Source organism: Algoriphagus vanfongensis DSM 17529 (assembly GCF_000429465.1).
GTDB classification, from domain to species: Bacteria; Bacteroidota; Bacteroidia; order Cytophagales; family Cyclobacteriaceae; genus Algoriphagus; species Algoriphagus vanfongensis.
This window is the reverse complement of sequence record NZ_AUBX01000009.1, coordinates 576529-601139: the sequence shown is the minus strand read 5'-3', so window position 1 is coordinate 601139 and position 24611 is coordinate 576529. Positions and strand designations below refer to the sequence as shown.

26 protein-coding genes are annotated in these 24611 nt (G+C 40.2%); 11 read left to right on the top strand and 15 right to left on the bottom strand.

The features are described from left to right. The first annotated feature begins 106 nt into the window (after nt 1-106). The 5 genes from G460_RS0103970 to dtd are packed head-to-tail and all read left to right on the top strand — an operon-like array spanning nt 107 to nt 2861. Nucleotides 107-628, top strand: a complete 522-nt coding sequence (locus G460_RS0103970; protein WP_026954146.1) for a DUF7935 family protein — start codon at nt 107-109, stop codon at nt 626-628. Nucleotides 629-632: 4 nt separating this feature from the next. Beyond that, the gene (locus G460_RS0103965; RefSeq protein WP_035463829.1) at nt 633-1049 is read left to right on the top strand and encodes a YkvA family protein; all 417 of its coding nucleotides are present in this window, start codon (nt 633-635) and stop codon (nt 1047-1049) included. Nucleotides 1050-1075: 26 nt separating this feature from the next. Next, nucleotides 1076-1699 (top strand): thioredoxin family protein, encoded by a 624-nt coding sequence (locus G460_RS0103960; protein ID WP_026954144.1) that lies wholly within the window; start codon nt 1076-1078, stop codon nt 1697-1699. Continuing rightward, the gene (locus tag G460_RS0103955; RefSeq protein ID WP_026954143.1) at nt 1696-2412 is read left to right on the top strand and encodes a Rossmann-fold NAD(P)-binding domain-containing protein; all 717 of its coding nucleotides are present in this window, start codon (nt 1696-1698) and stop codon (nt 2410-2412) included. Before G460_RS0103960 ends, G460_RS0103955 begins: the two co-directional genes overlap by 4 nt. Further along, on the top strand, nt 2409-2861 hold the full coding sequence (gene dtd, locus G460_RS0103950; RefSeq protein ID WP_026954142.1) for a D-aminoacyl-tRNA deacylase: 453 nt from the start codon (nt 2409-2411) through the stop codon (nt 2859-2861). Before G460_RS0103955 ends, dtd begins: the two co-directional genes overlap by 4 nt. Nucleotides 2862-2900: 39 nt before the next feature. On the opposite strand, the gene G460_RS22540 is transcribed toward dtd, so the two are convergent. After that, a complete protein-coding gene (locus G460_RS22540) occupies nt 2901-3971 on the bottom strand; it encodes a leishmanolysin-related zinc metalloendopeptidase (protein WP_051315901.1) in 1071 nt (356 codons plus the stop codon). 154 nt (nt 3972-4125) lie between these two features. On the opposite strand from G460_RS22540, the gene G460_RS0103940 reads away from it, so the two are divergent. Together G460_RS0103940 and G460_RS0103935 are read left to right on the top strand one after the other, a co-directional pair. Continuing rightward, nucleotides 4126-5610: an ATP-binding cassette domain-containing protein gene (locus G460_RS0103940; protein WP_026954141.1), complete on the top strand. Its 1485-nt coding sequence runs from the start codon at nt 4126-4128 to the stop codon at nt 5608-5610. 50 nt (nt 5611-5660) lie between these two features. After that, entirely contained in the window at nt 5661-6929 is a 1269-nt protein-coding gene (locus tag G460_RS0103935) for an aminotransferase class V-fold PLP-dependent enzyme (protein WP_157366856.1), read from the top strand. Here G460_RS0103935 and G460_RS0103930 read toward each other — a convergent pair. Further along, nucleotides 6901-7284, bottom strand: a complete 384-nt coding sequence (locus tag G460_RS0103930) for an iron chaperone (RefSeq protein WP_026954139.1) — start codon at nt 7282-7284, stop codon at nt 6901-6903. The two genes, G460_RS0103935 and G460_RS0103930, sit on opposite strands and share 29 nt — an antisense overlap. A gap of 19 nt (nt 7285-7303) precedes the next feature. Next, nucleotides 7304-7936: a MarC family protein gene (locus G460_RS0103925; protein ID WP_026954138.1), complete on the bottom strand. Its 633-nt coding sequence runs from the start codon at nt 7934-7936 to the stop codon at nt 7304-7306. 110 nt (nt 7937-8046) lie between these two features. Between G460_RS0103925 and G460_RS0103920 the strand changes: the two genes are divergently transcribed. Continuing rightward, the gene (locus G460_RS0103920; RefSeq protein ID WP_211226731.1) at nt 8047-8385 is read left to right on the top strand and encodes a nucleotide pyrophosphohydrolase; all 339 of its coding nucleotides are present in this window, start codon (nt 8047-8049) and stop codon (nt 8383-8385) included. A gap of 112 nt (nt 8386-8497) precedes the next feature. Here the strand turns inward: G460_RS0103920 and G460_RS0103915 are convergent, their stop codons facing one another. The 6 genes from G460_RS0103915 to G460_RS0103890 form a co-directional block, all read right to left on the bottom strand. Further along, entirely contained in the window at nt 8498-10051 is a 1554-nt protein-coding gene (locus G460_RS0103915) for a M81 family metallopeptidase (RefSeq protein WP_026954136.1), read from the bottom strand. A gap of 86 nt (nt 10052-10137) precedes the next feature. After that, entirely contained in the window at nt 10138-10644 is a 507-nt protein-coding gene (locus tag G460_RS0103910; RefSeq protein ID WP_026954135.1) for a hypothetical protein, read from the bottom strand. A gap of 72 nt (nt 10645-10716) precedes the next feature. Next, nucleotides 10717-11232 carry a hypothetical protein gene (locus G460_RS0103905; RefSeq protein ID WP_157366855.1) on the bottom strand — a complete coding sequence of 172 codons (516 nt, stop codon included), beginning with the start codon at nt 11230-11232 and terminating at the stop codon, nt 10717-10719. Nucleotides 11233-11321: 89 nt separating this feature from the next. Then, complete coding sequence (locus tag G460_RS0103900) at nt 11322-12032, bottom strand: 2-phosphosulfolactate phosphatase (RefSeq protein WP_026954133.1); 711 nt, start codon at nt 12030-12032, stop codon at nt 11322-11324. Then, nucleotides 12029-13123 (bottom strand): glycine cleavage system aminomethyltransferase GcvT, encoded by a 1095-nt coding sequence (gene gcvT, locus G460_RS0103895; protein WP_026954132.1) that lies wholly within the window; start codon nt 13121-13123, stop codon nt 12029-12031. The genes G460_RS0103900 and gcvT overlap by 4 nt, the downstream gene beginning before the upstream one ends. Before the next feature lie 126 nt (nt 13124-13249). After that, nucleotides 13250-13576: a HesB/IscA family protein gene (locus tag G460_RS0103890; RefSeq protein WP_026954131.1), complete on the bottom strand. Its 327-nt coding sequence runs from the start codon at nt 13574-13576 to the stop codon at nt 13250-13252. A gap of 233 nt (nt 13577-13809) precedes the next feature. Here G460_RS0103890 and mce point away from each other — a divergent pair, with 233 nt between their 5' ends. From mce to G460_RS21375, 3 genes are all read left to right on the top strand, one after another. Beyond that, nucleotides 13810-14223, top strand: a complete 414-nt coding sequence (mce, locus tag G460_RS0103885; RefSeq protein ID WP_026954130.1) for a methylmalonyl-CoA epimerase — start codon at nt 13810-13812, stop codon at nt 14221-14223. A 65-nt stretch (nt 14224-14288) separates the two neighbouring features. Further along, on the top strand, nt 14289-15317 hold the full coding sequence (gene thiL, locus G460_RS0103880) for a thiamine-phosphate kinase (RefSeq protein ID WP_026954129.1): 1029 nt from the start codon (nt 14289-14291) through the stop codon (nt 15315-15317). Between the two features lie 242 nt (nt 15318-15559). Further along, nucleotides 15560-16852, top strand: coding sequence for a serine hydrolase domain-containing protein (locus G460_RS21375; protein ID WP_035463941.1), 1293 nt, complete (start codon nt 15560-15562; stop codon nt 16850-16852). A gap of 201 nt (nt 16853-17053) precedes the next feature. Here G460_RS21375 and G460_RS0103870 read toward each other — a convergent pair whose 3' ends face one another. The 6 genes from G460_RS0103870 to hsdR form a co-directional block, all read right to left on the bottom strand. After that, nucleotides 17054-18004 carry a HipA domain-containing protein gene (locus tag G460_RS0103870; RefSeq protein ID WP_245578697.1) on the bottom strand — a complete coding sequence of 317 codons (951 nt, stop codon included), beginning with the start codon at nt 18002-18004 and terminating at the stop codon, nt 17054-17056. Beyond that, a complete protein-coding gene (locus tag G460_RS0103865) occupies nt 17997-18332 on the bottom strand; it encodes a HipA N-terminal domain-containing protein (protein ID WP_026954127.1) in 336 nt (111 codons plus the stop codon). The genes G460_RS0103870 and G460_RS0103865 overlap by 8 nt, the downstream gene beginning before the upstream one ends. After that, nucleotides 18307-18528, bottom strand: coding sequence for a helix-turn-helix transcriptional regulator (locus G460_RS0103860; RefSeq protein WP_026954126.1), 222 nt, complete (start codon nt 18526-18528; stop codon nt 18307-18309). The genes G460_RS0103865 and G460_RS0103860 overlap by 26 nt, the downstream gene beginning before the upstream one ends. Before the next feature lie 326 nt (nt 18529-18854). Further along, nucleotides 18855-19844, bottom strand: a complete 990-nt coding sequence (locus tag G460_RS0103855) for a virulence RhuM family protein/type II toxin-antitoxin system death-on-curing family toxin (RefSeq protein ID WP_026954125.1) — start codon at nt 19842-19844, stop codon at nt 18855-18857. 110 nt (nt 19845-19954) lie between these two features. Further along, nucleotides 19955-21541 (bottom strand): reverse transcriptase domain-containing protein, encoded by a 1587-nt coding sequence (locus tag G460_RS0103850; RefSeq protein ID WP_169817494.1) that lies wholly within the window; start codon nt 21539-21541, stop codon nt 19955-19957. Between the two features lie 592 nt (nt 21542-22133). After that, a complete protein-coding gene (gene hsdR / locus G460_RS0103845; RefSeq protein WP_026954123.1) occupies nt 22134-24554 on the bottom strand; it encodes an EcoAI/FtnUII family type I restriction enzme subunit R in 2421 nt (806 codons plus the stop codon). Nucleotides 24555-24611: the final 57 nt, after the last annotated feature.

Below are 24611 nucleotides of genomic sequence, written 5' to 3'. Positions count from 1 at the left end.
TCCGAATGAATTTGGCAGGAAATTGGTTCGTTTCAATTTCAAATTTACAGCTTCTTCGGTTTTCAAGGACGAATTAATTTTGGATATTCGGCTTTATTTAGTTTCTATGGATTATCTAGTTGATTTATTAAAGATTGTATTACCTGCTGCGGCGGTATTGTATGGGATGTATTTGGTGGTGGTCTCTTTTATCTCTAAGGAAAGAGAAAAGATGCTTGTAGAGCTCAAAACACAAAATTCCCAGACAATTTTACCGATTCGATTGCAGGCAGCCGAGCGGTTGAGTTTGCTCTTGGAGCGGATATCTCCCAATAATTTGGTGAGGAGATCAAACCCCGGAGGTCTTTCGGCATCTGAACTCCACTCAGTCTTGCTTCAGGAAGTGAGAGAGGAGTTTAGTCATAATTTTTCCCAGCAAGTATATTTCTCCGAAGAAACATGGGAGGCGGTCAAGCGGGCTGTTGAGGAGGTCACGACCATCGTCAATCTCAGCCGTCAAAACTTGGATCAGGAAGCTTCTGGGATGGATCTAGCCAAAGCTATTTTCAGTATGTCTCTTGAGCGAAAGAACGATGCCATTGCTTTTGCGTTGAAAAAAGTCAAGTCAGAAATTCAAATTTACTTCTAGGGCCATGGGAAAAGATAAGTCAAAAGGCAGTAAGATTTTAGAAAGAGCCAAAGAACTCTATGGCGAGAAAGTAGAAGCCATGGCCAGACAGGAAAGCAAAATTAAGGAATTGCTTCAGGGTGTGATCCATAAACTCTCCAGTCTTAAGACCAATTCACGGATTCAGAAACTGATTGAGCCAGTTTCGGTTTTCATCAGGATGGTCAAAGCGCATTTCTCTGGAACTCACAAAATGTCCACCACTACTTTGGGGCTGGTACTTTTGGCATTGGTCTATTTTCTTTCTCCGGTAGACTTTATTCCGGACTTCTTGGGCTTTCTGGGTTTTGCTGACGATCTCTCTGTGATTATGGCCGTCTATGCCAAAGTCAAAGATGAAATTGAAGAATTTTTGGACTGGGAGCGAACCCGTATGGGTTGATTGCTGTTTCCCGAAAAAGCCAAAAAATGCAAGAATTACTTAAATCTGCTCTCAACGAAGAGATATTGGATAGAGCGCATAGCTATCCTGACTATCTGCAGATGATAGAGCAACTGGTAGCTGAGAATAAAACTACCGGACCAAATCAATCAGAATCATATTTGGAATATACCCGGATGTCTCTCCGTCGGATGACACGTTGGGGCAAGACTATCAAGATATCTCCAGAGATGGAGTCTTTGACAAGGAGTCTTCCTTCCCAAGTATGGCTAGTGATTACAGAGGCTTGGTGTGGTGATGCTGGACAGAGTGTTCCGTACATTCAAAAATTAGCGGAACTTAATCCATCAATTCAGCTCAAATTGATTTTGAGAGATGAATATCCTCAAATCATGGATCGATACTTGACAAATGGAGCCCGTTCCATACCGATGATGATTTCCTTTTCACCAGATCTTCAAGAGGAGTATTTTGTGTGGGGACCAAGACCGGAATTTTTGATGCAGCGACTGTTGGAGTATAAAAATGATCCGAAAGGCGTCAGCTCCAAAGAATTTTCGGAAGGGACACATTTGTGGTACGCTAAGGACAAACATCAATCCATGGAGAAAGAATTGATTCAGAAATTTAAAACAGCTTTTGATCTGTGAAAATCGCACTGCTCTCTGGTACATCCGGTTTAGTAGGCATGCAACTGCTGGACAAAACATTACAGGCTGATCGATACGATTATGTCATCAGTGTGGGTCGGAGACAGTTGGCGCTCAAACACCAAAAACTAGTTCAACTTTCAGGAGATCTTTCCCAGCTTGAATTTTGGGATTGGGAAGATATGATCGCTTCGCAAGCTTTGGGGGGCGAATATTTCTCTCTTATTGAGGGATTAAAGGGAAATGCGCTGATTCATGCCTATTCCAGCTTGGGTACGACGATCAAGCAGGCTGGTTCCAAGGAAGGTTTTTTCGCAATCGATCATGATTTAGTAGTAGGTTTTGCTCAATGGGCCAAGAAATTGGGTGCAACTGGTTTCTATTATGTCTCAGCGATGGGAGCAGATTCTACCTCTTCTATTTTTTACAATCAAGTGAAAGGTAAAACTGAAGAAGACCTTCAGGGCCTGCAGTTTGAACATCTGGCTTTGTTTAGACCTTCTCTGCTTTTGGGGAATAGACAAGAGTTTCGCCTTGGAGAGCAACTTGCAAGTATTGTGATGAAGCCTTTGGTTTGGCTGAAAATTTTGAAAAACGTTCGTCCTATTTATGATTATCAAGTGGCTAAAGCTATGGTTCACGTTGCTGGAGATCCAGCAAGGAAAGGTATAGAGATAGTCACTTCTGGAGAAATGCAAGATTTAAGCAAATGATAGTAGTCATACAGCGCGTTTCAGAAGCATCGGTCAAGATCGAAGGAAAAATAAAATCTGAAATAGGAGTAGGGCTGATGATCCTCTTGGGAATAGAGGAGGCAGATGGATCAGACGATATCGAATGGCTGACGAGAAAAATCACCAATCTTCGGATTTTTCCCGATCAAGCAGGAGTAATGAACAAAAGTCTTTTGGATGCAAAGGGCGAGATTTTGCTGATTTCTCAGTTTACACTCCATGCCAGCACTAAAAAAGGAAACAGGCCTTCTTATATCAAAGCGGCTAGACCGGAAACGGCTATCCCGCTCTATGAGCAGATGATCTCTAGTCTCGAAGATGAATTGGGGAAGCCAATAGGTACCGGTGAATTTGGAGCCGATATGAAAGTTTCTCTGGTGAATGATGGTCCAGTGACTATAGTGATTGATTCAAAAAATAAGGTATAAAAGCACGCAGTTCGATCAAGAATTGCGTGCTTCTACTTTTTATTCTATTTCCACATATCCAATTGGTCTGTTTAGGATTTCTCCCTTTGCAAGGTCTATTCCCTGTCCAGTTTGGCTGTTGAGTCTGGCAGCAACTTGCTCACTGACTGAATAAGGTTCACCGACCATCGCCACACCATATCCCAAATCCCTAAGTGAACCTGCTGTGATTCTGCTGAGAGGATTGATACCAAGATTGAGAAAGCCTGTCATGAGTTCATTCTCCAAGACAGTCTCTCTCCAATGGGAGTTTGCTGTACCTGGTCCGCCGATATTTTCTATCGGTAACAGTCCTGATCCTCCAGCTGCATTCCAGTGGATTCCCGCATATTTCCCGACAAAATAAGGATCTTCTATAGTGCCTTGGTTGAGGTCTCTTTCGAAATCCCACAGGGTCCCGATACCCAGCACATGCCCCATTTCATGGAGGATTACTTCTTCAAAAAGATCAAATTGGTCCAATACTGCCAAATCCTCTACATCGAAAAACATATATCCGGATAAAGGAAGGTTATCAGAAAGTCTGACATAAGCCGGAGAAGCGGCTCCCAAAATATTACCAGGACCATCAATCGGAGCCAGTACTACTTCAATGATCAAGTCATCCACTACCTCTCCTTCAGGCACAATGAAAAATTGACCCAAGGCAGAAGGAATAGGACCAGGAATTTCTGGTAGATCTTTGATGATTGTTCTTTCCCATCTGGCTGCGGCATCTGTGAATATCTGCTGCTGCTCAGCTGTGACAGGTGTCAAGAACACAAATGAAATATCGAACCTATTTTTGGCTGAGCCGGCACCATTTCGGGCATTTTCCTCGGCCAATTTTTGATCGGATTTTGTGACAGTGATGAATTGTGGCTCATCTGTGGCCTGAGGGATAGTCCATGTTTCGGCCTGTTCTTTCGGGGCTATTGCTTGGTCTGGCTGTTCCTCCATCTGTGAGCAAGATGAAATCAGAAATAAGATGATAATTACAAACGAAGGGAGGATTCTGAAACCTACCTTTTTGATTTGGATTGGGGACAAAAAAGTGTCTCCGGAACAGATTTTTTTGAGAGATAAAATCATACTTAAAGTGGTTTAAATTGAAAAAGGATTGAAATGTGCTGTGTGTGAATAAGTTAACTAAATTGAATCAAAATGACTTGGTGACGGAGATACTTTTTTAGCCATTGATGGATTTGGTTTTCCGCGCTTCTTGATTTCAGACTACCTTTACCCGATGTCGAAAAACCTATTAGCTATTCAGGAAGCAAAAGTTCTATTCAAAGGAAATCATGCTTTTGAAAATTTGAATTTTATCTGGAATGAAGGAGAAAACTGGGCAGTCGTAGCCGAGTCAGGATGGCTTCAAACTGCTTTTTTGGAAACCTTGCGAGGTAATACGGTCATTCCTTCAGGATCTGTATCGAGATTTTTTGCCCGAGAATATATCCGGGAGAAAACAGCCGATAAAGAAGTGCACAGCTTCCGGGATTTACTCGCTTATGTGTCACAGCGCTATGAGTTTAGGAATAAATTCAACCAGCAAAACTTTTACTTTCAGCAGCGCTTCAATTCTTCTGAATCCGAAGAAACACTCACGGTAAAAGATTACCTCAAGTCCATCAATTCCAAACTGGAGGGCCCTTGGACACTAGAAAATGTCATGGAGCTGCTAGCTTTGAATCCATTGGAAGAAGAATCCTTACTGAAACTTTCCAACGGAGAAACCAGGAGACTCGCCATAGCAGCTGGGCTTTTGAGGCAGCCAAAGCTATTTTTGATGGATCATCCCACCACAGGTTTGGATATTGCCAGCAGAGAGAATTTTGGAAATGTTTTGAAAACAATTACCAAATCAGGTGTCAGAGTTCTCTTGACATGTGCTGAAAATGAAGTGCCTGCGGGCATCACACATGTGGCAACATTGGATTCTGGGGGCGTGGCCAATCAGCTTTCGATAGAAAATTATGCCGCTCAAAAAACTACTTGGAACAAGAAAGAATGGAATTGGACGCTTTTGAGCCAGTTGCTTCCCACTAATTCTGTAACACAGGAATCTCCTGTGATGTTGAAGAATGTGTCAATCCATTATGATGGAAAGGCTATTTTGGACAAGATAAACTGGGAGATCAAGGCAGGAGAAAGGTGGCAGCTAAAGGGGAGAAATGGTTCTGGAAAATCTACGTTGATTTCTCTTCTGATAGGTGAAAATCCGCAAGCTTATTCTCAGAATTTCCAGTTGTTTGGGAGAAAAAGAGGGACTGGCGAAAGCATTTGGGATATCAAGCGACCTACTGGATTTGTAGCTCCTGAGCTAGCACGGTTTTTTCCATCAAATCAAACCTGCCGAAAGGTAATTCTCTCCGGGCTATTTGATACGATGGGATTGTTTAAAAAGGTTTCTCCCGAACAAGAGAAACTTGCAAACCAATGGATATCACTTTTTGAACTGGAGCGGGAGGCTGATCAAATGATCACAAGAGTAGCCCTCGAAAAGCAACGCTGGACACTGTTGGCACGAGCGCTGATCAAACAACCGCAGTTTTTAATTCTTGATGAAGCTTCTCAGGGGATGGATGAGCAACAACGGGGTCTATTCAAGGATACTATTCAGAAGATATGCGAAAATAGTCCACTGTCTTTGCTTTATGTCAGTCACTATGATCAGGATGTACCTGATGCCGTCACATTTCAATTTGATTTGGATAAAACTAAGACCTAAACTGTGCTTTTGATATATTGGGATTGGTTGTCTCTAAATTTTTGAAAACCATGAAATCTAGAAGGTCTTTTCTTCAAAAACTAGGTGTCGGTGTGCTTGGTACGACTCTTCCGACGATTGATTCCTCAGCTGCTCCTGTCTTTCCAGTTCCTAACTCATTGGCAGATAAATCTTGGGATGAAATCAGGAAGCTTTTCCCTCTCACTCAAGATCGAGTCTACATGAATAATGGGACTTTTGGTCCCTGTCCTCAAATGGTTATTGATGCGATAGCGATATCCTATCAAGAAACCTGCACTAGTGGAGAATATGGTAATTATGATGCTGTGAGGCCAAAAATTGCTGAGTTTTTTGGTATCCAAGAGACGGAGTTATGCCTGACTCACAATACTAGCGAAGGGATCAATATCATGGCTTGGGGACTTGATCTTCAGGCAGAAGATGAAGTGATCCTCACCAGCCATGAGCATGCTGGAAGTGCCTTTCCTTGGCTTCGTCGTGCGGAACTTGACAAAATCAAACTAGTTATTTTTGAACCTTTGCCAACGGCAAAAGAAAATCTAAAATTGATTCAATCTTTGGTCAGTGATCGAACCAAAGTCATTGCCATACCTCATATTTCTTGTACGACTGGACAGGTTTTCCCTATTCGGGAAATTTCTGCCTTTGCTAAATCAAAGGACATCATTACTGCCATCGATGGTGCTCACGGTGCTGGTACTTTCAACCTGAACCTTCATGAATTGGGATGTGATTTCTATGCCGGTTGCTTTCACAAATGGATGCTGGGGCCTGCCGGAACAGGTTTTCTATACGTCAGGGAAAACAGGATAGATGAGTTGAAGGCTATTCAGATAGGGGCTCATTCCAGTGATGGATGGACTTTAGAGCCTAATTATCAACATCTGGAGAATCTTGTGCCTACTGCACATCGCTACGACTATGGCACTCAGAGTACCCCACAGCGAGCAGGGATGGGAGCTGCTGTTGACTTTCATGAGGCTATTGGAAAGGATCGGATAGAACAAAGAGTCCGCGAGCTCTCAACTTATCTCTATGAGGGTCTTCAGCAAATTGAGGGTGTGGAAATCCTCACTCCTCAAGAGCCTGAATCCAGGATTTCAATTCTTACCTTTCGATTGGACAGTTTGGATTACCAGGACGTTCAGGTAGAATTACTGGGGGCGGGTTTCCGAACCAGAGGGATCTATGAAGCTGGGTTGAACGCGGTACGGATTTCGACCCATATTTATAATTCAAAAGATGAATTGGATAGGCTGATTGCTAAGGTCAAGGAGCTTTCTTTGATTGTTTTTTAGTAGCCCGATCTTTCGCTTCTTCTTGACGAAAAAGCGCAATGTCCCGGATCAATTTTTCAGGTAATGGCTGATCATAGGGAAATTGAATAGCACCTTTACTAGTCTGATAGTTTTTCAGTTCATCTTTGAACTCACTGACACCAGAGTTGGTAGGATAAAAACCTAGATGATTTTTCATAGCCGCGAAATAGACCAAAACCTCGGTAGTTTTATAAGCCGGCATATGGTAGCTGATCACTTCTTTGGCTTCTGGAAGAGCAGCTTTGAGGATGGCCCGAATTTGCTTCAGTTTAGCTTGGGTCTCAGGCGAAAACCAGCTGAAATATTCTTCGATAGATGAGGGTTTTGGGTTCATGATGATGGGTTTTAGGAGGCTATTGGTTGGAGTTTGGGATGAGATCAAAGGCTAATTTGATTCCTTCGATGACCATGGTAGTCCCGATAATGGCAATGATTAAACCCATGATTTTTCCGGTGACGGTGATCACATTTTTACCCAAGCGCTCGATCACTCTGTCACTGAGGCGAAATGCCCAATGAGTCAGGATACACATCAATCCAAAAGTTGCTATGACTATGGCAATTTGCGTATAGGTGCCTACAGCAAAGTTCATAGCTGTGACGATGGTACCCGGTCCGGCTAAAATCGGGATAGCGAGTGGAGAGATGGCGATATTTTCTTCCATCACAGGTTCTTTGATATGCTTGACGGTTGATTTTTTGGATTGAAGCATTTCAAAACCCACAAAGAATATCAAAATTCCGCCTGTAATTTTGAAGGCAGGAATCGTAATTCCGAATAATTCAAAAATGAATTTTCCGAGAAGAACAAAGATAAAAACGATCATAAAAGCTACAGTAGTAGCTTTTTTGCTGATTTCTTTTTTGGTCTGCCGATCGACATCTTCTACTAAGGAGGAGAAAATGGGAATATTTGCAATGGGGTTCATGATCGCAAAAAAACCGGTGAAGACAGATAGGCTAAAGGTGATTAATTCGCTGTTCAAAAGATGAAATTTTGATGAAAATGAAGCTGGGACGATGTGCCTTTTTTGCCAAAGGTAGGACATCCGCCAAGCAGGTTCCCTAAATTGCTAAAATCTAAACGAATGCTCAAATGAAAAAAGAAATCACTATCTCAGAAGCTCAAAAATTGGTTGATCAGTGGATCCAAACTGTCGGAGTTCGATATTTCAATGAACTGACCAATATGACAATTCTGATGGAAGAGGTAGGGGAGTTGGCGCGAATCATGTCTAGAACCTATGGAGAACAGTCCTTCAAGGAATCGGACAAGGGAAAAGATTTGGGTGATGAGATGGCAGATGTGCTTTGGGTTTTGATCTGTCTAGCCAATCAGACAGGAGTGGACCTGACAGAAGCTATGAAGAAGAATTTTGAAAAAAAGAATGTCCGGGATCTGGATCGCCATCGGAACAATGAAAAACTGAAATGAGCCATGATGGGGGAAATATTCCTTTCTCTTCCAATGAATTGATTTTAAATAAAAATTGCTTCTTCAAAGGATCGAAGAAGCAATTTTTATAATTGGATAAATACAGGTTGATCTATTGATCAGAAGCTTTGATCCATCTGACAGATAAGTCCGGATCAGCCATGTCTTTATCTAATGGGAACATAGGTCTTTTGATTCTCTGGTAGCCTAAGCGCTCTAAATCTTGATCTACACCTCCCGGAGTCAAAGCCATAATCCAGTCGCCACGCATATTGTAAAGCTCTGGAACCAAGTACCCGATTTTCACCACTAAGATATCTGAGTTTCTTGGATCAAGTTGAAGCTCAGTAAAGTCGGATTCATTGTGATAAGGCTTTCTTTTATCAGTCACGATTACTTTGATGGAACCTACCTGAACGACTACTTCAGTATTTGCGTCTCTGTCACCCTCTTTGATGGCAAGGATTTTTCCTTTCAACAACACAGGCGGGGCAAATCGATCATCTACAGCCGCACCTACATGAGCTTCCACTTGAGCTCCTATTCCTGCTTCCTTCGCTTTGGCTATCAATTCCGGACCTGGAATAGAAGCATAGATCAATTCTGGACCATTTTCAGATTTGAATTCAGGTCTTTTGAGTAGTTCTGTCAAGGTCCAAGTGACATCTCCGGCTCCTCCGGCAGTTGGATTGTCTCCCATGTCGGAAATCACAAATGGCTTTTCTTCACTTTTTAGAGCCATCTCCAAACTTTCATCCAAGTAGGCAACTGGAGCCACAAACTCAAATTCATTTCTCACATCCCAAAAGCTTTGTGCCAAATATTCTGCACTTTCTTTGACCTGTGTCTCATCGTCTCCAGTGACCATGACTACAGCATGGTTTCTTGGTTCGTCCGCCCAAGCATATCCTATCCAAATGGCTGCATCAATCACACCTTCTTTTTTGGTTTCAGGATCTACTTTGGAGTAAAGTGTCTTTCCTGGGTCAATTCGGGTAGAGGTTTTTTCCCCTGGAAGCAAAATTGGTACTGGAATCCAAGCTTTGAAAGCTGGGTTGCCTTTGCCAGATTCCAATCTGTCCAACATGTTTTCTACTGCTCTCTGCTTGGACTCCAACGCATCTTCGTGAGGAGCCATGCGATAGCAAGTGATCAAATCGGAGTTTTCTGCCAATCTTTCAGAGACGTTTCCATGCAAATCCATAGAGGTGGAAATCAACGTTTCGGAACCTACGACTTCCCGGACTTTGATGATGAAGTCTCCTTCAGGATCATCGAGACCTTCGACACTCATGGCCCCGTGGATGTCGAAAAATAAGCCATCGTAGGGAAGATTTTCTTTCAGCATTTCCAATGTCACATTTACCAAAGAGTCATAGGCTTCCCGTGTTACCATGCCGCCTGGAATCGCGTGACCTCTTAGTGTGGGAAACCATTCTGCGCGGCCACGATCATCCGCACTGTCGGCTAGAAATGGGTAATAATTGAAAATCTCCTCTCCAACCCGAACGCGAAATGACTCGGCAGTAGAGCGGGCTGGGGAAAAAGTACTGGACTCGATCGCCAAGCCTGCGATAGCAACTCGGGGGAGTTTTGCGGTTTCATTCTGCTCCTTGCATGCTGAGAAAAACAACAGAAGAGCAAAAAGAGATAAATAGGTTTTCATTAAGCTGGTGGTTTTTATTGAATCAGAAAAATACCAGCAAAAAGCCGGAAATCAATTGGCTTTGGGTTGATTGGAGAAAAAATGGGTTAAATAGAATGCTTCCAATCCAATTTTACTGGATTGTCGGGAGAATCTGGTTTGATCAGGATGCTTCGTGGGAAACTCATGAAATTCCATCCAATCAAATAATACTTTACCTTTCCTTCGATTTCGATTCCAGATGGAGTTTCGTTGACTGTTGTTTGGCTCCATTCTCTCCCAAGGACAAAGCCCATATAAAATGAATCTGAAAGGAATGGGTTAATGGATCCATCGGATTTCTTACGGACCACTTGTACACTTAGATCATTGATCAGCGATACCGGAACAGTGTAATAGTCAACCGAATATTCCACTTCGATGATTTTGGATTCACTTTCTATTTTCTTTTGATTACTGAGAAAGGAAATAATTCCTACCAACAAGACAGGAACTGCGACCAATCTCCATTTGGGTTTGATTTGAGACAAGCCCAACTTCATGATTTTCAAAAAGAAATAGACGAAAAGAATTATGGTCACTAGATCAAAAATACTCCAAAGTAAGTCCAGCATAAGAAATAAGGATAATTATGATTCGAGCATTCTGGTGTTGCCAATTAAAATGACTCTTAATTTAAGACTATTTCATTCATAATCAGGGATTTTTATACTTAAAATAGCCTTTGATTTTTCGGCCAAAAGCTTGGCATCTTGAATAGCTTTTTTCCTTTTCTCATAAAAAAAAGTGAGAAGGGGGGCTTGCGAAGTGGAAAGAAGTGTGACTTTAAAGTCAGTCACTTTGCCGGAGAGAGTTGGACTGATTCCGTTGGGTAAATTACTGCTTACGAAAGTATGGGAAGAAAGCTGGATTGTTTCAATGGATAGTAAGTCGTCCCACTGTCCAAATTTGAAGCCACAGAGAGAAAAGTATTTTTTGTATTTATTTCTATTGAAATCTAGGAGTGTTCCTGAGTAGGAGAAAATAATAATACAACCAAGTAAAAAAGAACCAACTCCAACTGCCAATACCTTTTGAAGGGAGCTGCCACTTTCTATGAAGGTAGGACTAAGAATTGCAAATATGCCCGTAAAAATAAGGAGTATCCCCAATAAGTGGGGACCAGAGCTTAGTTTTCGATTTTTGTAATTAAAGGTTTTCATTTCCAATAGATCCATTGAGTCTGGATCCGATCGTTTAGGTCACTTTAAAATAGACCTATTTAAGCTGAAATGAAACTTTAAGCAGGTTTTTAGATTGCAATAGCTCTAACTACTTCGTCTTCAACTTTTCCCACAATATCAAAAAGATCCAATGTCAAACAGATATCAATGTCATGCTCGATTCCATGGTTTTGCAGTCTTTTGGCATGAGAAGCCTGAGAAAGGAATTGCTTCATTTGATGTCCCTCTTTTTCAAAAAGTGACTTCATCGCCATCGCACCGTCATCTTCGGAAAGGTGAGTGGATTCGAGAGATTTCACCAAAGCTCCTGCATAGAGTGAATCTTCCAGATTGAATTTCCCCTTCCAGCCTGCACAGTGAATCAAAACATCCTTGTCATGCTGCTGGATATAGTTGATTGTGGCGGAAATATTTGGAAATGAACCAACTAGGATTTCGTCTGCTTCTTGGGATTTGGATATGGCCAAAGTACCGTTGGTGGTGGTCATGGCCAATTTATTTCCAGAATAATCCTTTTTCAAAAATGCCACAGGAGAATTTCCCAAATCGAAACCTTCAATGGTTTGACCGTTCCTTTCTCCGGCAACCAAGTAGCCTTGGCTTTGCATTTGTCGGCAGGAATCTTTGTCAGCAAAAGTTTTGATCTCTTCGATCCCATTGGCAAGGGCAGTAATCATCGTGGTCGTCGCACGGAAGATATCCACGACAACCACGATTTTACCTTGTAATTCATGTAAGTGAATCAGCTCAGGGCTGAAGCAAACTTCAATCTGTCTCATCCTTTGTAAAGAGGGAGTTTTTCTACCTGAGCTTTCAGGTTTTTATTTCTGATTTGGATAAAAATCTCTGTTCCGGCTTTCGCAAATTCTGTTTTCACATAACCCAAGCCAATACCTACTTCCATAGATGGGGACTGAGTACCTGAAGTAACTTCACCAATTACATTTCCATCAGCATCCACGATAGGGTAGTGACCTCTTGGTATTCCTCTTTCCTGCATCACAAAACCAACCAATTTTCTTTCTACACCTGCTTCTTTTTGAGCTTTTAAAGCTTCAGAATTGGTGAAATCCTTGGTGAATTTGGTGATCCATCCCAAACCTGCTTCGATAGGGGAAGTCTCATCGGTGATATCATTGCCATATAGGCAATATCCCATTTCCAGACGAAGAGTATCTCTAGCTCCTAGCCCGATTGGCTGGATACCGAAGTCTTTGCCAGCTTCAAAGATTGCCTTCCAAACTTTCTCAGCATCTTCGTTTTTCACGTAGATTTCAAATCCTCCTGCTCCTGTATAGCCAGTTCCAGAAATGATCACATCCTGAACACCTGCAAATTCACCCACAGTGAAATGGTAAAATTTGACCTCAGAAAGGTTTACGGGAGTCAATGACTGAACAGCTTCTATCGCCTTTGGTCCTTGGACAGCAAAAAGAGAAACCTCGTCAGAAATATTGGTCAGTTTTGCACCCATTGTGTTGAACTTGTTGACCCAAGCCCAGTCTTTATCAATATTGGAAGCATTGACTACCAACATGTATTTTTCGTCTTCGAATTTGTAAACGATCAAATCGTCCACAATTCCTCCCGTTTCATTAGGGAAACAAGAATATTGAGCTTGGCCGTTGACCAATTTGGAAGCATCATTTGAAGTGACTTTTTGAATCAAATTCAAAGCTTCTGGGCCTTCCACCATAAACTCTCCCATGTGGGACACATCAAATACCCCAACTCCCTGTCTGACACAGTGATGCTCTTCTTTATCAGAGCTATATCTTACAGGCATATTGTATCCTGCAAAAGGGACCATTTTGCCTCCTAAAGCAGTATGAAGATCATTGAGTTGGATTTTTTTGATTTGTTCTTCCATGATTTGGGTTCGGTTTTAGTGGGGGCAAAGGTAAGGAATGAAGGCTAAATTGACTTAGGAATTTGGGTAAAAAGAAAGGCAACCGGATAGGTTGCCTTTTAGATTGTTTCTTATAGAAAAGTTAAATTAAATGGAGAAGCTCTCTCCGCAACCACAGGTTCTGCTAGCATTCGGGTTGATAAATTGGAAGCCTTTGCCATTTAATCCATCGGAGAACTCCAGAGTCGTTCCTGCCAAATAGAGTAAACTCTTCCGGTCCACGATGATTTTAATTCCTTTATCTTCAAATACATGGTCTGTATCTACGGTTTCGGCATCAAAGCCCAAGTCATACATCAAACCAGAACATCCCCCGCCTTTTACTGAAACACGGATGTTTTCGTTTTCGCCACGTCCTTCCTCTTGTCTTAGCTCCAAAATTCGCTCTTTGGCTTTATCTGAGACGATGATCATATTTTATAATTTTATATCTTCAAATGTAACTAGAATCCAAACAGAAGCTCTTCTGAAATGATTCAATTGCAAATATACAAATTCTAAATAGCAGCAATTGTACTATTACCCATTTTCCCTTTGATTGAGGGCTGGAAGCCCGATGACCGATGTCGGAAGTAGCCAAACTCGGATCTTTTTGGCTGAATTTAAGAATCTAGACTTTTGTTTTTAAAAATGAAAAAAGAATAAAAATGAGGAAAATCGAGCATATTGGAATTGCCGTGCAGGATTTAGAGGAGTCCAATGCTTTATTTGCAAAGCTTTTGGGTAAAGCCCATTTTAAAACAGAATTGGTAGAAGGAGAGGCAGTGGAAACTTCCTTTTTTCTAGTAGGTGAGACCAAAGTGGAATTGCTTCAGGCTACCAACCCGAATAGTGCCATTGCCAAATATTTAGAGAAAAAGAAACCTGGAGTTCATCATATCGCTTTCGATGTGGAAAATATCGAAGCTGAAGTGGAACGCTTAAAAGGTGAAGGTTTTGAAATATTGAATGAAACTCCCAAACTGGGTGCAGACAATAAATTAGTCGTATTTTTGCATCCCAGAAGCACAAATGGTGTTTTGGTGGAACTCTGTCAGGAGGTTTCGGTGAACAGTAAGTAGTAAACAGTAAAAAGTTTAAGTTTTGAGTACTGGGTACTTTGGACTTGGTACATTGTACAATTAATATGTCAGAAAAAAGAACAGAAATAGGTGATTTGGGTGAGTTTGGTTTGATCGATCACCTAAGTGAGAAAATAGAGGTAAAGAATCCATCTTCTTTGAGAGGAATTGGCGATGATGCTGCTGTCATTGAGGCAGGAGATCATGTGAAGGTAGTGACTACAGACCTTTTGCTGGAAGGTGTTCATTTTGATTTGTCCTATGCTCCTCTGCCTCATGTGGGTTTCAAAGCCGTGGCGGTCAATGTTTCAGACGTGGCAGCCATGAATGCAATACCGAAGCAGATTACAGTTTCAATCGCCCTTTCTAATCGTTTCTCTGTTGAGGCGGTGGATGCCCTATATTCTGGAATCCGTGCAGCATGCGAGCATTATGGAGTAGACTTGATTGGAGGAGATACCACTGCTTCCAGGAGTGGGTTGGTGATATCTGTTACTGCAATTGGCGAAGCCAAAAAAGAACAGGTCAGTTATAGAAATGGAGCAAAAGTGAATGACATTCTTTGCGCTACCGGTGATTTGGGAGCGGCTTTGGTTGGACTTCAGATTTTGGAAAGAGAAAAGCAGGTGTTCCTTGCTAATCCTGACATGAAACCAGATTTGGATAAATATCCGGTGGTGACAGGGAGACAGTTGAGACCGGATGCAAGGATGGATATCATTCATGAGTTGAAAGAAGCTGGTATTGTGCCTACTTCCATGATGGATATTTCCGATGGATTGGCTTCAGAAATCTTCCATATTTGCAAAGCCTCCAATGTTGGAGCCACAATCTATGAAGATAAACTTCCGATAGATAAACAAACTTTTGATACAGCTGTAGAATTGAATATGGATCCCATCACCTGTGTATTAAACGGGGGAGAGGATTATGAATTGCTGTTTACAATTGATCAAAAGGATTTCGCCAAACTTGAAAAACATCCTGACATCCACTTTATCGGTCATATGACTAAACCTGAAGAAGGAAAATTCCTGGTGACCAAAAGTGGAACAGCTGTACCTTTGAAAGCTCAAGGTTGGAAGCATTTTTGAATAAATTGTTACTTCGTTGAAAACAATAGATCAGTTTTGAGTTTCTGATTTATTGTTTCTTCTAAGTGTGTTAAGGATAGCCCTCTATGTTGTTATAATACACTTTTATTTTTCCTCAACTGTCAAGCTTCATTTCCTTCTCTAATCTTGATTTTTTTACCGATTAAGGAAAAAGATTGGTCAGGCTTGGAGCTATGAGTGGCGAAGGCTATTTAGCATTGAATATTAGTTACATCGGAAGAATGAAAAAATCACTGTCCTTACTTTTTGTATTCATAGTAGTTGTTCAGCTCGGATTTGCTCAGCATGAGCTAGTTCGATCCACTCCGTCAAAGTTGGGCTTTGATGAAGATTTCATCAAACAGAAAGTAGATTCAATCATGCAAATGGGAATCGATAGTCTAGCTTTCCCTGGAGCACAATTGTTGATTGCAAAGAATGACACGGTAATTTTTCATAAAGCCTATGGCTATCATACCTATGATGAAATTCAGGCGGTGGCGCTAGACGATTTATATGATTTGGCTTCGGTAACCAAAATTACAGGTCCGCTGCCAGCCTTGATGAAGTTAGTGGACGAAGGCAAAATTGATTTAGATAAACCATTCAGTACTTATTGGAAACCTTGGAGAAAGCGAAAAGATAAAAAAGATCTTACGCTTCGTGAGATTTTAGCTCATCAGGCAGGATTGATTCCATATGTTGTGTTTTTAAATGAAGTGATGAAGAAAAATGGAAAGGTCAAAAAGCGTTTTGTTCATGAGTTGCCTAGTAATCGCTATCAAGCACAAGTCTATGATGGCATCTATATCAACCGTCGTTTTGAGAGGAAGATGAATCGGATCATCGACAGGTCTGAAGTTTCCGAGGAAAAGAAATACCTATACTCAGGACTAACATTTTTGATTTTTCCAAGCTTAATTGAGCAACTCACTGGGACTGATTATCAAACGTATTTGAATGAGAATTTTTATAAGCCTCTTGGATGTGAGGCGTTGGGCTTTCTTCCCTCTCTGAAGAATTTTGATAATGCCATCGTACCTACCGAAGTAGACTCACTTTTTCGGAAAACTCTTGTGAAAGGGTGGGTACATGACGAAAATGCTTCGCTAAAGGGGGGAGTTTCTGGAAATGCGGGTTTGTTTGGTACTGCTGATGACTTAGCTAAGTTGATGCTTCTTTATCAAAACTTTGGTAATGTTAATGGTCAACAATTGATTTCTGCAGAAACTGTCAGAGAATTTACTGAAGTGCAATTTCCAGAAAACGAGAATCGAAGGGGCTTGGGTTTTGACAAACCCTATTTTGGTAATGCTGAACTTCCTTTGATTGATGCGTATCCTTCTCCTTTGGCGAGTCCGGAAAGCTTTGGACATTCCGGTTTTACAGGAACTTTTGTTTGGGCAGACCCTGTCAAAAAGATCACTTACATTTTCCTATCCAATCGCGTTTATCCATCCAGAGAACATCAAAAGCTGTATAGCTTGAATATCCGAACTGCCTTGATGGATGTGTTTTATAGGGCTGAAAAATGACCTTGCTCTAAATAGCTGTTTTAATCGAATAGTGAAATCTTACTTGCCGATACAGAATGTGTAACTGTTTGAAAAACAATTATATAATATAAAATCGGTACAAATCCGGTACAAGAAATTCTAGAGGTAGTGGTTTTTTAGGATTATTCTAATTTTGGTTAGATTTTTTTTATATAAAAATGGTGCTGAATTTATCCCTCCTTATTCCTCAATAAATTTTTGGGCACCCAAATTTACCCTTTCTTTATATTCAGTTTTAAGGTCATTGCCGAGAAAAGACTTTTCAATTAATTGGTTAGCCTTTGGCAGCCATTTTTTAAGTCGTTTATAGACTCCATTGACTTGTTTCTCATTCAATTTTAAAACCACTCCTAATCTATCGAAATATCCTTTGTTGAAATTCATTTTTTTTCCTCCAAGCAATAGTGCTGTATCTTCCTTGTCTTTCGGAAGGATGATTTTAACATTGAGTAAATCATAAGCAGGAGATAAAGCCCAACCTTGATCAGTTTGCCACATTGAGAAATTTTTCAAGTGCATGTCATTATTGCCGATGACGTAGTTAAAAACAGCAAGTTCGAAGAATCGCATTTTATCAAGTAAAGTATTGGTTGAAAGTTCACCAATGGCTTTTCCCAAGGTTTCCATATTCCCTTTGTATTTGTCTTCCAGTTCCAGGATCTGCAAGAAATCAATCATGTGGATTTTAGAATGATCCTCTTTGCGATCTATACGCTTGGTGAGATAGGACAATTCGCCTGAAGCCAATCGAATCAAAGTTGAAGGCACTACTTCAATGTTAAATAATTCTGCCAACCTCATGGAGAGATGCTCATTTTCCGGCATCTCAGGGTATTGGATATTTTGTGGCTTCAGAATATACATACCCTCCAGCGCATCTAGGATCGTAAGTCTTCCTTGATGTCCATTCTCCAGTTCGGTCTTTATCCATCCTAATGACAATTTTGGTTGAACTCCAGGAACCGTTATGGAACTTTCAGCTGCCTGTTTTGCCAAGACTTCCATTTCTGACAGTTGGTAGGGAAGCTCTGGGGCATGTGTAGTTCCAAAGAAGTCTTTAACACATTTGGGATGATAATCTCCTGTTTGACTTGCGTTCAGTGGTTCATAACAGTACAAACATCTATTCATTTCCTTCTGGGTTTAGAGGGTGAACACTCACTGCTCCAATGGCATTTTGGCAACAAGCCAAAAGTAGCCCCATTCGGTCATTTTTATTGATTTTCCAGCTTTCTGCCGCGATATTCAATAGCCAACCTTCGGGAATCAAGCCATCAAAAAAAGGAAACAGGCGTGTGCTTCGATAGGGCCGAGTGGTCACCGGCATTTGAAACGTGATGAATTGATTGGGGTGTTTTTGCACATAAGATTCATCGTACTCAAAAACATATTCACCAGAATCTACTTCTGTCAAGGTGCCAGCCAACTCATTGTTATACTTGATTATTCCTGTTCGCATCTTTTTCGTGAATTGGAGTTAATATGTGTCCAAACATGCTTAGAACTTGGTTTACTTTAGAAAGGCTCAAATTTTCCTTTCCCTGCTCGATTTTTCGGATTACGGTAAGCGCAACCCCGGCTTTATCGGCAAATTCTTCTTGAGTCATCCCCAATTGCTTTCGTCTGGTTTTTACAAATTCGGCTATTTGATTCATTCTATATGTATTTGCATATAAATGTATGAAAAGTATTTGAATTATATGTTTTTGCGTATAAAAAATTAATCTGAATGATTTTTATATGCATTTAGATATAGTTTTAAACAAATTCTCCCTCAGTGAGGGATAGAAAGTCGATCTATAGCTCATTTATCTGGCTTTATTGAACTATAGAAATCAGTTTAATCGCTTATAGAATGGATTTGGCAGAGATCGGACTGGCCAAATTTCACTGCATTTTGCATACAGTGTGTGCACAAAGTTTATCCAATATTTAGATTAGTATTTTTCTATGTGATATGGGATAAAAACAGATTACAGCTTCAGTGCCTCTCGTCTCGGTTCCTATTCAACACACTTATCACCAATTTTTTCACAGTTTCCATTTCTTCCGGTTTGCTGGATGCAATAAATAAGGTCAAGCTGGCCAGAGCATCATTGCTAATGATTGAAATTCCTTCACTGTTTTTCAAAAGATCATTTGACTTCAAAAAGAGAAGAAAGCAAGCTGCTGCAATCCGTTTATTACCATCTACGAAACCATGATTTTTGACAATGAGATAGAGTAGGGTGGCTGCTTTTTCTTCCAGGGTAGGATAGAAGTCCTTTTCCCCGAAGCCTTTACTGATTTGTGCGATTGCACTTTCAAAGCTTCCATCTTTTTCTTTTCCAAATACACCAGATTCAAAATCTGATCTCATGGATTTGATTACCTCTTGATATTCTGATAATTCAGGGTAGGTTGCTTTTCTTTTGCTTAATCCCTTTTTGTCCAGGTTTTCATGATCATAATCATCGAGCAATTCCAATCCTTTTGCAAAGTGATTCAGCCATTCAAAATCCAAGTTTCGGTCTTCTTCTTTTTGTTGAATTGCTCTGCTTAAAATTCGAATACCATCTTTAAGAGTTTGAACTTCCTGCTGTTTCTGCGCTAGTCTATTTTCATTGATTGCATAACCTTGTATAAGGTAGTCTTTTAAACGTTTGGTTGCCCAGATTCTGAATTGGGTACCTTGTTTGGAGTTTACTCTATAACCAACAGACAGAATGAGATCTAGATTGTAAAATTCAACTTCCCTTTCAACTTTTCTTTGACCCTCCATTTGAACTGTTGCATTTTTTGCAACAGTTGACATTCTGTCCAATTCGCCTTCCTTATAAATATTTCTTATGTGCCTAGAAATAACCGACTTGTCCCTTTGAAATAATTCTGAAATTTGTTGCAAGGGTAACCAAAAGGTATCTCCCTCAAACTTCACCTCAATTTGAGTCTGGCCGTCAGTCCCCTGATATATTTCGATCTGGTTTTCCATTTTAAAGTCTAAAACCTTCTATTACGGTATATTATATTTATATCTGAAAAAAGGACATGTGTTAACAAAATTTAAATAGCAAGATGTAGGCAAATCCAATTAAGGAGATTCTATTTTTTTATAATATCAACACCCTTCTGTTTTGCTCTTTGTCTACTAGTTTTTTCTATTTCTTGTTTTAAAATTCTCATATGTGCAGCAACTTGACGTTTGATACTAGGAGAGTTCATTCCATCTTTTTTTTCCCCCGCCGAATTTGAGTAATATCTTTTTGATGCATTCTTAACATAGGATAAGAAGTTTTTTTTACCAAGGTGAGAATATCGGGAGTATATCTGTTGCTTAAAAATAATATCTGACTTTGCATTTTCACTGTATGCCATTGAGATTGACTTTGCAACACGGGCCTTCATCTTTCGAAAATAGCGTGAAAGGCTTCCAGGTCGCACATAAATACTCTTACCATTGAATTCGAAACCTAAATATTGTAAATTCTTAAAATTAATTTCCTCATTAGGTAATGAATTAAAAATTTCTTTTTTGGTGTCAAATTCTCGTCTGAATGACCTTATTTGTCCATTTTGAGATGGCATAAAATCTATTACATCAGTTTTACGATTTTGAATAATTAACTTATAATCATTATTGATTAAATCAATTATATAATTTTTCAATGGATTAACTTGCTCCGGTTTACAAATTATGAGCAGGTCATCACAATACCTTCGATAAACAAAGCCTTCGTTCTGACCTTTTTCAAAAATGTTTTTGTCAAATTCCGCTAGGTAAATGTTTGAAAGCAAAGCACTCAAGGCAGACCCTTGAGGGATTCCATTTTTACTATATGATCGGTCCTTGGTTCGGTTTATGGCAACTAATTTTCGTTTACGAAGAAGTTCCATTTTATCATGAAATGTCGAACCATTAATGTCATTTGGAATTAGATCAAAAAGAGATTGATAGCCTTTTGGAACATTCTTCTTACCCTTGTGTTTCTTTTTTTGCTCTTTTTCGAGCTTTTTAAGATTAATATTGAAATGCTTCAGAAAGCTGCCATAGTTTACATAGCTGTATTTCGTAAGAGAACGATATACTTTGTATTGGTCAAGTGGTAAATCATCTTCATCGATAATTTTACACCACATTTTTTTCAAAATAGAATGATCTATGTGGTCAAAATAGCCCTTTATATCTAGGGCAATAACTGAACATTCACCCTCTTCTTTGAAGGATTTTTTGATTTGATCAAATGCTTCTTTTGCAAATTGAATATTACATTTCCCTTCCAAATCACTTCTATAAGCAAGAACAACTTCTTGAAATCCATTTTTATGAATATAGTCTTGATATTTTATATTTAGAGCAAAGGAATAAAACCCATAAATATAAGTGTCAAAATGAGAAGCAAAAGATATAGGGCGGATTTTGGTTTCCAAATTATACTTACCTCCAGCTGAAAGCTCCTTGTCTTCTTGCCATTTGTATCTAGGAGTTTTTTGAAGGATTTTAATCAACGGTGTGAAATTGTGGTTTTTCATCCGTTTCAAAGAAGGATCAGAAAGTAAGTCGAAGAGAATGACTTTGTCTTTCTTAAAGTTGAAATAAGGATCGAGTTGTGGATAAGTTTTTAATTTAAAGTCTTTCTCAACTTTTTGAACGTAGGCATCCCACAATTCCTTTGTAAAAATTGTTTTCATTTGCGTAAGCATATTTCAATGGGAGCTTGGGCCATGGACATATCGGTAATCCGATACCGCGTATTTTAACACGTCCCCCAATCCACTGAGGAATTTCACCTCTCAAGGACCCTATCTCCATCCCTTAGCGGATCATAATTCTATGCCGCATTCCAGATCGCAACTCAGCGTTTCCGCTTCCAACAACCTGACCCGAATTTACATTCGCGGTGTTAAATCCTCACTAACGCAAGGGTTAAGGGGAAAATTGAACAAACGAAAGTGTATGAAGTCAATCTTGCTAATAATCAACTTGCTACCTTGCTTACTCCTGCTTATCGGAGGAGTATCAGCAGACAACCTGACAGCAATCATGTCAGCTCTGGCATCCTTCTTGGGGATTGTCAGGAAACATGTTAACTTAAACCTTTCACCAACAGGCCTTCTTAAAAAGTTTTAAGATACCCTGAAGCGTTAACTAAATTTCAATTTTTAGGCCAGAAAAAAAATCCTGCCAGTTTGGCAGTTTAAATTCATTAAACAACTTTATTTAAAATATTCAATTTGCAGGAGTGGCAAATCAAATTCATTGATTTATCTCTACCTTTGAAAATTAAGAAGCCATATTATCTTTATACAAATACTGCTGAAACTCGATAAACATCTTCCTTACCTCTCCGGCATTTCCTAATACACTTAGTCCATCGGGTAAGCTTTGGTATTTGTTTTCGATTAAGGATTTCAGTTTGGAATCATCAAGTTCTTCAATTCCAACTTCCACATATTTTTCAAGAACAAAATCAATAAATTCTCGCTGGTTTGTATTCAATAATGGAACTACAGCTTGCTTGGCCAATTGAGCACGTTCGGCTCTAGACTTAGCGATAAAGTCTCCATTGAAAACATATTCCAAAACATCGAAAAGATCACTCTTCTCCATATTTACCAGCTTCTGAAGTGTAAGGAGGTCATCTTTGGGAAAACCCATTTCATCCAAACTTTCCAAAAATGTTCGTCTTGTTACTGGATTTCCCCATATAGCTCTCAACTCTTCTTCATCTTTAAATAGCTTAGGAAGTTCTCCAAATAGTTCGGCCATAAATTCCTCTGAAGAAATCGGCTTCCCCTCTGCACTCCAAAAAGAGGTAGACATCATGTGCTGGATCGTCCGGTCTTTTCCTCTGGCTAATCTGACTTTAACCTTTTTAGGCCTTTTTTCACAAACGCAAGGCGATTCACCACAGACAAGGCAAGGCGCAGGTGGTTCTTTAACACAAACACATATCAACTTCCCACAATCTTTACATGGCGTATCCATTGGGGGATCACCAAGTACTACTTCTGGCTCTGCGGGTTCTCCATCCCATTCTGGATCAGCGAAATGATGATTTGCATTTACATAATCGTAAATGGTGAAAAATTCTTTTCCATCGAAAACCCGTGTTCCCCTACCTACAATCTGTTTAAATTCTATCATGGAATTAACAGGCCGTAACAAAACAATATTCCTGACATTCCTGGCATCCACACCGGTTGATAGTTTCTGGGAAGTAGTCAGGATGGTAGGGATAGAATTTTCGTTATCCTGAAATTTTTTCAGCTGCGATTCGCCTTCCGCTCCATCGTTAGCGGTCACACGAACACAATAAAAAGGGTCTTTGCTATTACTTTCCTGATTGATTAGATCTCGAATTAGTGCTGCATGTGCCTGATTTGCACAAAAGACAATTGCTTTATCTTTTTGATTACAATCTGCCAGAAAGATTTGCACTCGTTTGCGCTCTCGTTCTTCTATCTCTATAGTTCGGTTAAAATCCTTTTCCTCATATCTTTTCCCATCTTCGATTTCTCCCTCTAGAACTTCATCATCAGAAGTATAGATATAATCATCCAGTGTGGTCTGAACTCGTTTTACTTTGAAAGGAGTTAAGAAACCATCATTGATTCCTTCCTTCAGCGAATACACATAAATCGGTTCGCCGAAATAGCGGTAGGTATCAACGTTATCCTTTCGCTTGGGTGTAGCAGTCAAACCCAATTGGACAGCAGGAGAGAAGTACTCCAGAATCGCCCGCCAATTACTTTCATCATTTGCACCACCTCTATGACACTCGTCTATGATAATTAAATCAAAGTAGTCTTTTGGATATTCCCCAAAATAAGGGGCTGGTTTTCCGTGTTCATCAGTTCCTGACATAAACGTCTGGAAGATGGTAAAGAACAAAGATCCATTGGTGGGCACTTTGCCACTTTTCTTTATTTCTGATGGTTTGATGCGAACCAGGGCATCATCAGGAAAAGCAGAAAATGAATTAAAGGCTTGATTGGCCAGAATATTCCGATCCGCCAAAAACAAAATTCTTGGTCTACGACTTGCTTCATCAGGATGCTTGGCTCGATCATTTAGATTCCATCTTGTTTGAAATAGCTTCCAAGCAATCTGAAAAGAGATGGCAGTCTTTCCCGTTCCTGTCGCAAGAGTCAATAAAGCGCGATCCTTTTGTTTGGCTATGGTTTCTAAAGTTCTAGCAACTGCTATTTCCTGATAATATCGAAGTTCCCAAGTTCCTGACTTATCTTCAAAAGGAACAGCAGCAAACTGTTCTCTCCATTCTCCTGAAAAATCCTCATTTGGATCTGATTGAGTTGTTGGGAAAGTCTTTTCCCATAACTCATCAGGACTTAAAAAATCATCCACCAATCCTTCCAAACCTGATTCCATACAGATTTGGTAGATATGATTTCCATTAGTGGAGTAGGTAGTAGCGAGCTTTAATTTCTCGGCATATTGCTTGGCTTGCATTACACCTTCGCCGACACTTTGGTTAGCACTTTTGGCTTCGATGATTGCTAGTTTAGTGCCTTTATAAACTAGAACGTAATCAGCGATTTGCTTTTTTCCTCGCCCGCCGACTTGAATCTTACCCGCGGTAATATGATACTCACGTAAGACTTTTGATCCTTCCACAATTCCCCAGCCTGCTTCCTTGAGCTTTGGGTCAATCAGTTCTGCACGGGTTTCGGATTCGTTCATGGATTGGTGTTTTTTTGGGACAATTTGGGACAGGTGGGACATCGTCGCAAGAGTCTC